The 7876-nt window shown below is 63.7% G+C and carries 9 protein-coding genes; 4 read left to right on the top strand and 5 right to left on the bottom strand.

Annotation, left to right across the window (positions count from 1 at the left end; genetic code table 11):
* Positions 1-341, top strand: a 341-nt coding sequence (locus EN949_RS29900) for a LysR substrate-binding domain-containing protein (RefSeq protein ID WP_245472542.1), incomplete at its 5' end; no start/stop codon positions are given.
* Between the two features lie 68 nt (positions 342-409).
* Positions 410-1393 (top strand): 4-hydroxybenzoate octaprenyltransferase, encoded by a 984-nt coding sequence (gene ubiA, locus EN949_RS29895; RefSeq protein ID WP_164754946.1) that lies wholly within the window; start codon positions 410-412, stop codon positions 1391-1393.
* A gap of 167 nt (positions 1394-1560) precedes the next feature.
* On the opposite strand, the gene EN949_RS29885 is transcribed toward ubiA, so the two are convergent.
* The 3 genes from EN949_RS29885 to EN949_RS29875 all read right to left on the bottom strand — a co-directional run bounded on the left by EN949_RS29885 (position 1561) and on the right by EN949_RS29875 (position 4727).
* On the bottom strand, positions 1561-2127 hold the full coding sequence (locus EN949_RS29885) for a DUF6101 family protein (protein WP_024502652.1): 567 nt from the start codon (positions 2125-2127) through the stop codon (positions 1561-1563).
* A 186-nt stretch (positions 2128-2313) separates the two neighbouring features.
* Positions 2314-3744, bottom strand: coding sequence for an FAD-binding oxidoreductase (locus tag EN949_RS29880; RefSeq protein ID WP_127367153.1), 1431 nt, complete (start codon positions 3742-3744; stop codon positions 2314-2316).
* Between the two features lie 8 nt (positions 3745-3752).
* Entirely contained in the window at positions 3753-4727 is a 975-nt protein-coding gene (locus tag EN949_RS29875) for an L-threonylcarbamoyladenylate synthase (RefSeq protein WP_164754942.1), read from the bottom strand.
* A 192-nt stretch (positions 4728-4919) separates the two neighbouring features.
* On the opposite strand from EN949_RS29875, the gene EN949_RS29870 reads away from it, so the two are divergent.
* Both EN949_RS29870 and EN949_RS29865 read left to right on the top strand, forming a co-directional pair.
* Positions 4920-5405, top strand: a complete 486-nt coding sequence (locus tag EN949_RS29870) for a hypothetical protein (RefSeq protein WP_127370974.1) — start codon at positions 4920-4922, stop codon at positions 5403-5405.
* Positions 5406-5540: 135 nt separating this feature from the next.
* Positions 5541-5930 carry a hypothetical protein gene (locus EN949_RS29865; RefSeq protein WP_024502648.1) on the top strand — a complete coding sequence of 130 codons (390 nt, stop codon included), beginning with the start codon at positions 5541-5543 and terminating at the stop codon, positions 5928-5930.
* Positions 5931-6035: 105 nt separating this feature from the next.
* On the opposite strand, the gene EN949_RS29860 is transcribed toward EN949_RS29865, so the two are convergent.
* Together EN949_RS29860 and EN949_RS29855 are read right to left on the bottom strand one after the other, a co-directional pair.
* Complete coding sequence (locus tag EN949_RS29860; protein WP_063171642.1) at positions 6036-6329, bottom strand: hypothetical protein; 294 nt, start codon at positions 6327-6329, stop codon at positions 6036-6038.
* Between the two features lie 109 nt (positions 6330-6438).
* Positions 6439-7876 (bottom strand): glycine--tRNA ligase subunit beta (locus tag EN949_RS29855; protein ID WP_127371871.1); only part of this gene is annotated, 1438 nt, incomplete at its 5' end.

Here is a 7876-nt window from a genome sequence, read left to right as displayed (position 1 = left end):
ATCCGCTGATCACCACCGACCAGCCGCACAGCTGGCAGCATATGCTCGACCTGTTCCGCAGCCGCGGCCTTTCGCCTGTGGCCGACATGACGACAAGCTCGTTCGAACTGCAACGGAGCATGGTCGCCAACGGCTTCGGCGTTGCGGTCAGCTACACCCGCCCGCATGGCGACCGCAGCTATGACGGGCTGCCGCTCATCTGCAAGCCGCTGTCCGATCCGCTGCCCATGCAGCGGATCCTGCTCACCTATGACACGCATCAGCGTGTGTCGAATGCAGCGCTGGCCTTCGTCGAGGTGGCCAAGGACTGGTTCGCCACCCGCGACATCTTTGCCTCGTGAAAGGCTGACGGGCGCCGCGTCTCCGCTTGCCGCTTGACGGTTTCCGCCACTGCTGCCACTCCATGGGCATGGAAACCATCCAGTCGAAAGCGGCCCAGGGCCGTGTCGCCGATGCGCCGAACGGCCATTGGGTCTACCGCGTGCTGCCGCGCTCGATATGGCCCTATGCGCAGCTTGCGCGGTGGGACAGGCCGATAGGCTGGCAACTGCTGCTGTGGCCGTGCTGGTGGTCGGCGGCCTTGGCGGCGAGCGCCTATCCGCGTCCGGGCGACCCGCTGCTCTCGCTGCTGCCGGCGCCTTTGTATCTCGTGCTTTTCCTGGTCGGGGCCATCGCCATGCGCGGCGCCGGCTGCACCTACAACGACCTCGTCGACGAGGACATCGACAGCCAGGTGGAGCGCACGCGCTCGCGACCGCTGCCGTCAGGCAAGGCGACGCGCCGGCGGGCATGGCTGTTTCTCGTCCTGCAGGCCCTGATCGGCCTCGTCGTGCTCATCCAGTTCAACAGCTTCGCCGTCCTGCTCGGCATCTGTTCGCTGGCGGTCATAGCCATTTACCCGTTCATGAAGCGGATAACCAACTGGCCCCAACTTGTGCTCGGCCTTGCTTTTTCCTGGGGCGCGCTGATGGGATGGGCGGTCGAGTTCGGCGATCTCGATGGGCCTGCTGTCATGCTCTATATCGGCTCGATCCTGTGGGTGATCGGCTACGACACGATCTACGCGCACCAGGACAAGGAAGATGACGCCATTGTCGGCGTGCGCTCGACGGCACGCCTGTTCGGCGACAACACCAAGGCCTGGCTGGCCGGACTTTATGGCGGCGCGCTGATCTGCTTCGCCATCGCCTTCGCGTCGGCGCAGGCGCCGGTGGTGGCGCTGGCCGGGCTGATCGCCGCCGGCGCCCATATGGCGCGGCAGATCGCCGTGTTGGACATCGACAATCCGGACCAATGCCTGCGGCTGTTCAGGTCGAACAACCAGGTCGGCTGGCTGATCTTCCTCGGCCTGATCGGCGGCGCTGTGTGGGTGGCTCTGAAGCCGCTGGTTTAGCGGGCTTTTTCCCTTCTCCCCTTGTGGGAGAAGGTGGATTGGCGCGCAGCGCCAAGACGGTTGAGGGGTGCTGGACGGAGTGCCGGCGTTGCCAAGCTGGAACACCCCTCATCCGACCTCACTTCGTGAGGCCACCTTCTCCCACAGGGGGAGAAGGAAGATCCATCCTAATCCCTCGAAATAATCTCCTGGCCGTCGATGACCAGCCTGAGACCGAGGTCGCCAGCTCTGCGGCGAGCGAGGAAACGCGGGCGGCGCGTGTTCGAAATCCGCCCCTTGCGCCGATCCTGCGGCGGCAGCGTCTTGATGGCGGCGCCGAGCGATTCTTCCAGGGTGCGGGCAACGCCGTCCGATTCGATGAGCAGCATCGGCAGGCGGTAAGCGTCGGCCCAGGCGCGCCAGTCGGCTGCGACATCGTCGAGATCGTCGGCCACCAGCAGCGGCACCGACAGCATCGGGTCGTTGTGCAGGAGTTCCAGGGTCACCGTGACATTGCCGTCCGGATCCTCCATGGCGCGGGCGGCAACGCCGCGGAACGCATTGGAAGGCAGAACGATGATCGCGGGCAGGCCGCTCATCTCGAGCAAGCGGCGGATCACGGCGCCGCGCTGGTCGATGGTGAAGGTTACATCGCCGTAGTCGTCGCGAGTCGCGTAGCTCACCACTTGCGGCAGGCGGAATGGGTCGAGACGCATGTTGCGTCCCGCCCAGACTGGCTTCAGTCCGGTGTTCATAGAGTGGCCTTCCTGTCTGTCTCCTGAGAGCCGGTGTCCGGTTCTCTCCGGGCCGGTTTTTCCGGCCTCGTTTGTATGGAGACAGTAGCGCGGGCTCCTTACCGCCCCGCTTAAGAAAGTCGGTTAAATTTTGCTGATCTCAGGGATGGTTATCGGAATCCCACCAACCACAAGATGTCGAAAGGATCAGATAACCTTACCCGGATTCATGATGCCGGCCGGATCGAAAGCGGCCTTCACCCTTCGCATCAGATCGATCGCTATCGGCGGCGCGGTGGCGATCAGTTCGTCGCGCTTCAACTGGCCGATGCCATGCTCGGCCGAGATCGAACCGTGCAGGCTGCGCACCACATCGTGCACCGCCTTGTTCATGGGGTGATAGAGAGCGAGGAACGCCTCATCGTCGCCGTCGACGGGCCGGGAAATGTTGTAGTGGAGATTGCCGTCGCCCATATGGCCGAAGCAGACCACGCGCGCGCCGGCGCTCACCGACGCCACCGCGCCGGCGGCTTCTTCGATGAAACGCGGGATCGAGGCAATAGGCACCGAAATGTCGTGCTTGATCGAGGCGCCCTCCGGTTTCTGCGCCTCGGGCAGCAACTCACGGAAATTCCAGAAGGCATCGCCCTGCGCGAGACTCGCGGCAATGACGGCGTCGCCGACGAATTCCTGTTCGAGGCCAGCCGACAGCACATCCTCGATCAACGCTCTCGAATCTTCCGACGAACGGCCTGATGAAATCTGCATCAGCACGTACCACGGCCAGTCCTCGATCAGCGGCCGCACCATACCCTGGGCATGCGCCAGGGTGAAATCATATGGCCGCCTGCCGATCAGTTCGAAAGCGGTGAGTGCTGCCCCGGCACGGTCCATGGCCAGGCCGAACAGCGAAAGTGCCGCCTCGGGCGACGACAGGCCGACGAAGGCGACTTCGCGCCCCTTCGGTTTCGGGAACAGTTTCAGCACGGCGGCGGTGATGACGCCGAGCGTGCCTTCGGCCCCGACGAACAGGTTTTTCAGATCGTAGCCGGTGTTGTCCTTCTTCAGCTTGCGCAGGTCGTCGAACACCTCGCCGGTCGGCAGCACCACCTCGACACCGAGGCAAAGTTCACGCGCATTGCCGTAGGCAAGCACGCCGGTGCCGCCGGCATTGGAGGAAAGATTGCCGCCGATCTGGCAGGAGCCTTGCGCGGCCAGCGACAGCGGGAACAGCCGGTCGGCGGCGTCGGCTGCCTCCTGCAGCGTCTGCAGGATGACACCGGCCTCGACCGTCACCGTGTTGGACAGGACATCGATCTCGCGGATGCGGTTCAGCCGCGACAGCGACAGGACGATTTCGCGCCCGGACCTGTCCGGCACCTGCGCGCCGACCAGCCCGGTGTTGCCGCTTTGCGGCACGATCGGCGTTCCCGTCTCGGTCGCCAGCCGCACGATCCGGCTGACCTCGTCGACGCTGCCCGGCCGCAGCACCAGCGACGTCGCGCCGTGCCAAAGCCCACGTCGCTCAATGAGGTAGGGCGCGATGTCCTGCTGATCACGCAGTGCATATTTGTCGCCGACGATCGCCGTGAAGCGATCGATGAGGGCGGGATCGAGTGTCTTTGTGATTTCGATCATGGGGGAAACTATGTTGCGGGTTGCGTGATGTCACGAGGGGCGGCTGCACGCGACAGCCGATCGTTGATCGCTTCGCCGAGCCCGTCGCAGGGAATAGGCTCGACGGCGATGGTGCGCGCGCCGCTGCGGTCGAGTGCCTGCATACAGGCGAACAGATTGCTCGCCGCTTCGCGCAGGTCACCGGTTTCGGACAAATTGAGGAAGGCTTCGGCGCGGTGCCAGCCTTGTGCCCTCTGGCCGCCGAAGCCGAGCAAAGCCTCGCCCTCGCCGACCGTGCCGGCATTGAGCCGCATCGCAGCACCTGGCGCATAGTGCGAGGCAAGCATACCCGGCGCCTCGATACTGGCGGTGCCGCCGCGCAACAATTCCATGCCGATGGCGGCCTCGATCTCCTCGGCGGCGATGCCGCCGGGCCTCAGCAGCCGCATTCTTTCCCCCTCGGCCTTGAGAATCGTCGATTCCAGCCCGACCGGGGTTGCGCCGCCATCGACCACCAGCTTTATCCGCGCACCGAGATCGGCTGCCACCGCTTGCGCGGTCGTTGCGCTGATCCTGCCGGATGAATTGGCGCTGGGCGCTGCAAGCGGGCGGCCGAGCCTGGCGATCAGATCGCCGCCAAAGCCCCTCGGCATGCGCAAGGCGATTGTATCGAGCCCGGCGGTGACCAACGGATGGATGCCGTTGCCGGGCCGTTGCGGCAGCACCAGCGTCAGCGGACCGGGCCAGAACGCGCGCGCGAGTTTCTTCGACAGCGGATCGAACAGCGCGAGGCGCTCGGCCATCGTCATGTCGGCGACATGGGCGATCAGCGGGTTGAAGCGCGGCCGCCCCTTGGCTTCGAAGATGCGCGCGACGCCGATGCCGTTGGTCGCGTCGCCGGCCAGCCCGTAGACGGTTTCCGTCGGGATGGCGACGACATCGCCCTCCCTGAGCAGCGCCAGCGCCCGCTCCAGCGCCTCGCCCGAGCCAAGTATTTCAGCCACTCTCGTCACCTCACAGATGCGGGGTGCGTAGTACGATGGCGGCCATTGGGCAAGTCGGCTGTTGGGTAACCGTTTGTTGGCGAGCAGGAGCATTGGCGATTTATCAATCCCTAAAATGCTATGTTTCCACGAAAGCCGGCATCAATTCCGGCCTGCTATCGAACAGCTTCTGGGCAAAGGGGAGCGACATCAGTGTCTGCGCGTATCCTGCTGGGTATCATTCTTGCTGTTGCGGCCGGCGAAGCCCAGGCATCATCCCTGGTTTTTCCAGGCACGCCATCCTCCACACCATCGATCGTCAGGATCGGCGCTCCCAACCAGCCTGGAACCGTCGATGCGGTCAACACCAGCGATGCGCGGTCGGTGATGGCAGTAGGGGAAGCGCCGCCCGACGTCACCGATGAAAAGGTAGCGGCGATCCCGGACAAGCCCGCGACCGGACACGGCTTCCAGCCAGGCCCGATGGTCATCCGTGGCGGCGTTACCGGTCCCGATTTCCCGGCACCCGCGCCAACCGCTGCACCAGCGACCGGTGCCGCGCCGGCCGCTGGCACCGCGCCGGCAACGGCCACCGCTTCCGCTGCCCCCTCCGGGAACGCCGAGAACCAACCCGCCCCGCCGAGCGCTCCGGCCCCGGCAGCAGGGCAGCGCATGCCTCCCAACGGCTACACCAAGTAGCCCCGGCTCAAAGACAGCCGACATCGATGGCGTGACTTGACGGCGATCTGGCGCCCGGCGCACCATTGCCAGGCAGTCCCCGTTCCAGGCATTTCTGGCAGACGGGATTTCATCACTAGGGGTAAAGGGGGGTCCATGAGAAAATCTGGAATCGTAACCGGAGCAGGCCTATTGCTGGCGTCACTGCTTGGCGTCGTCGCGGCTCATGCCGACGACATGCTGGGATCCTATGTCGCGCGCATTTCCGATCGGGATCATCAGGCGAGTGACGGCTACGCGCTGGACAATGCCGCGCAGATGGTGCGGCAGGACCGCGCCAACTGGCACAAATTCCACCGCCGTGACAGCGACGACGAGGCTGATGGCTGGTTCAGGACCAACGACCAGCGCGCCGACCTGCAGCGCATGCTGGAACGCGGCGGCGCGATGAGTTCCTCGACCAAGCGCGCCATCGTCAATGGCGAACCGCTGATCCAGGTCGATGTCTACGAAAACAGCGTGCGCGTCAGCATTCTCGAGAACTGACGGGCCGTCGCCGGGGCGGCTGACAGTCGGCTTCGGGGACGGCTGATAGGAAAAGGCGGCGCCTCGGCGCCGCCTTGCCATCGATAGACTCGGCGGCTGAAAAGATCAGGCCGCTTCTTCCTTGTCGTCGTCGTCTTCTTCTTCGGACTCGTCGCCTTCAGCCTTCACGCTGTCCTCGGCGTCGTCTTCGTCCTCGTCTTCATCTTCGTCGTCATCCGAGAGCGTGGCAGCTTCGGTGGACTCTTCGCCTTCTTCATCGTCGCCGTCTTCGTCGTCATCAGACAGGTCAGCGGCTTCGATCGCTGCGGCGGCGGCATGATCGAGAATGGTTTCGGAAGCGGATTCAAGCGCCTCGGCGGGAGTTTCTTCTGTCACTTCGATTTCGTGATCGGAATTCATGGAAGCCTCCGTGGGGTTGGGGAACATGTCCCTTTTGCCACGGAGAGATCATCGCCATATGACTGTAAGCCGGCTCGAACGGCCGGTAGCAGAGAATATTTTCTTCGCCTTAACCTGCGATCCTGGAGAAATCCGCGACCTGACCGGTGGCCGTGCGGATGCGGGCGAGCAGCGCCAGGCGGTTGGCACGCACCGCCTGATCCTCATCGTTTACAAGAACATGCTCAAAGAATGAATCAACCGGCTCGCGCAACACGCTAAGCGCCAGCAGGGCGCCGGAAAAATCATCGTTTTGAATCGCTTCGCCGGCTTGCTTCTCAGCCTGGTTCACCGCCGCAAACAGCGATTTCTCGGTATCCGCGCGAAACAGCGCCGGCTCAACGGTTTCGGCGACCGCCGTTTTCTTTTTCTCCTCAGCAGCCAGAATGTTGGCCGCGCGCTTGGTGCCGGCGAGCAGGTTCTTGCCGTCCTCGGTGTCGAGGAAGGAGCCGAGCGCCTCGACGCGGCGCACGATCTGCAAGAGGTCATCGGACTGCGGCGTGATGACGGCATCGATGAGATCGTGGCGTGCGCCTCGATCGCGGAGGTAGACTTTCAGGCGGTCGTGGAAAAACGACCTTAGATCGTCAAACAAAGACATGTTGGCCTGGTATTCGACGGCCGTGTACCTGCTGACGTATGCGTCGGCGATCTTGAGAGCATCTGCTTCTTCGAGAGGGGAAATCCTATTAGCTTTCTCTGCAGCCTCTAAGAGCGTGTAGAGATGCAGGTATTCGTCTTTCCCTAAATGCGCCAAGATTTCGGTCTCGGCCAAGTGTTCCGCAGCAGCCTCACGGGAAGACAACACGCCAGCAACAATTCGCCCACGTATCGCGTCAGCCTCTTTTGATATTTCGAAGTCGCGCTGTGCGTAGAAAACGTCGGTAAGCTCAACGTTCAGAGAATTCTCAACCAGAATCCTAACCACTCCCAGCGCCGCCCTTCTCAGCGCATATGGATCTTTCGAGCCAGTCGGCTTTTCGTCGATCGCCCAAAAGCCGACCAGCGTATCGAGCTTGTCGGCGAGCGCGACTGCGACCGACACCGGATCGCTGGGCACATAATCGGACGGGCCCTGCGGCTTGTAGTGCTCTTCGATGGCTGCGGCCACGGATGGGTGTTCGCTCTGTAGCAGCGCATATTTGCGGCCCATGGCGCCTTGCAGTTCCGGGAACTCGCCGACGACTTCGGTGGTGAGATCTGCCTTGGCCAAGACGGCAGCGCGGCGCGCGAGTGCGGGATCGGCGCCGACGATCGGAGCCAGTTCTTCCGCCAATCGCTTGATCCGCTCCACCCGTTCGCCCTGCGTGCCGAGCTTGGCGTGGAAAGTCACGCCGAGATGGTCGAGGCGGGCCATGCGCTGGTCGAGCGGCTTCTTGAGATCAAGCCCGAATTTTTCCGCCGATGCCTCGAGCTCAGCCAGGTCAGGCAAATCGCCCTGGTCGGTCGTCCAGAAATAAAGCGCGTCGGACAGGCGGGCGCGCACCACCCTTCCCGTGCCCTGGGGG

It is taken from the genome of Mesorhizobium sp. M7A.F.Ca.US.007.01.2.1 (genome assembly GCF_003998165.1).
In the GTDB taxonomy this organism is placed as follows: domain Bacteria; phylum Pseudomonadota; class Alphaproteobacteria; order Rhizobiales; family Rhizobiaceae; genus Mesorhizobium; species Mesorhizobium ciceri.
Note: the sequence above shows the minus strand (reverse complement) of the source record. Positions and strands in the feature narration are given on the sequence as shown.

Bases quoted from the DNA above. Each gene is read 5' to 3' on its own strand.
- EN949_RS29880 (WP_127367153.1), bottom strand. From the start codon at position 3,744: ATGATCGAAATCACAAAGACACTCGATCCCGCCCTCATCGATCGCTTC.
- ubiA (WP_164754946.1), top strand. From the start codon at position 410: ATGGAAACCATCCAGTCGAAAGCGGCCCAGGGCCGTGTCGCCGATGCG.
- EN949_RS29860 (WP_063171642.1), bottom strand. From the start codon at position 6,329: ATGAATTCCGATCACGAAATCGAAGTGACAGAAGAAACTCCCGCCGAG.
- EN949_RS29885 (WP_024502652.1), bottom strand. From the start codon at position 2,127: ATGAACACCGGACTGAAGCCAGTCTGGGCGGGACGCAACATGCGTCTC.
- EN949_RS29865 (WP_024502648.1), top strand. From the start codon at position 5,541: ATGAGAAAATCTGGAATCGTAACCGGAGCAGGCCTATTGCTGGCGTCA.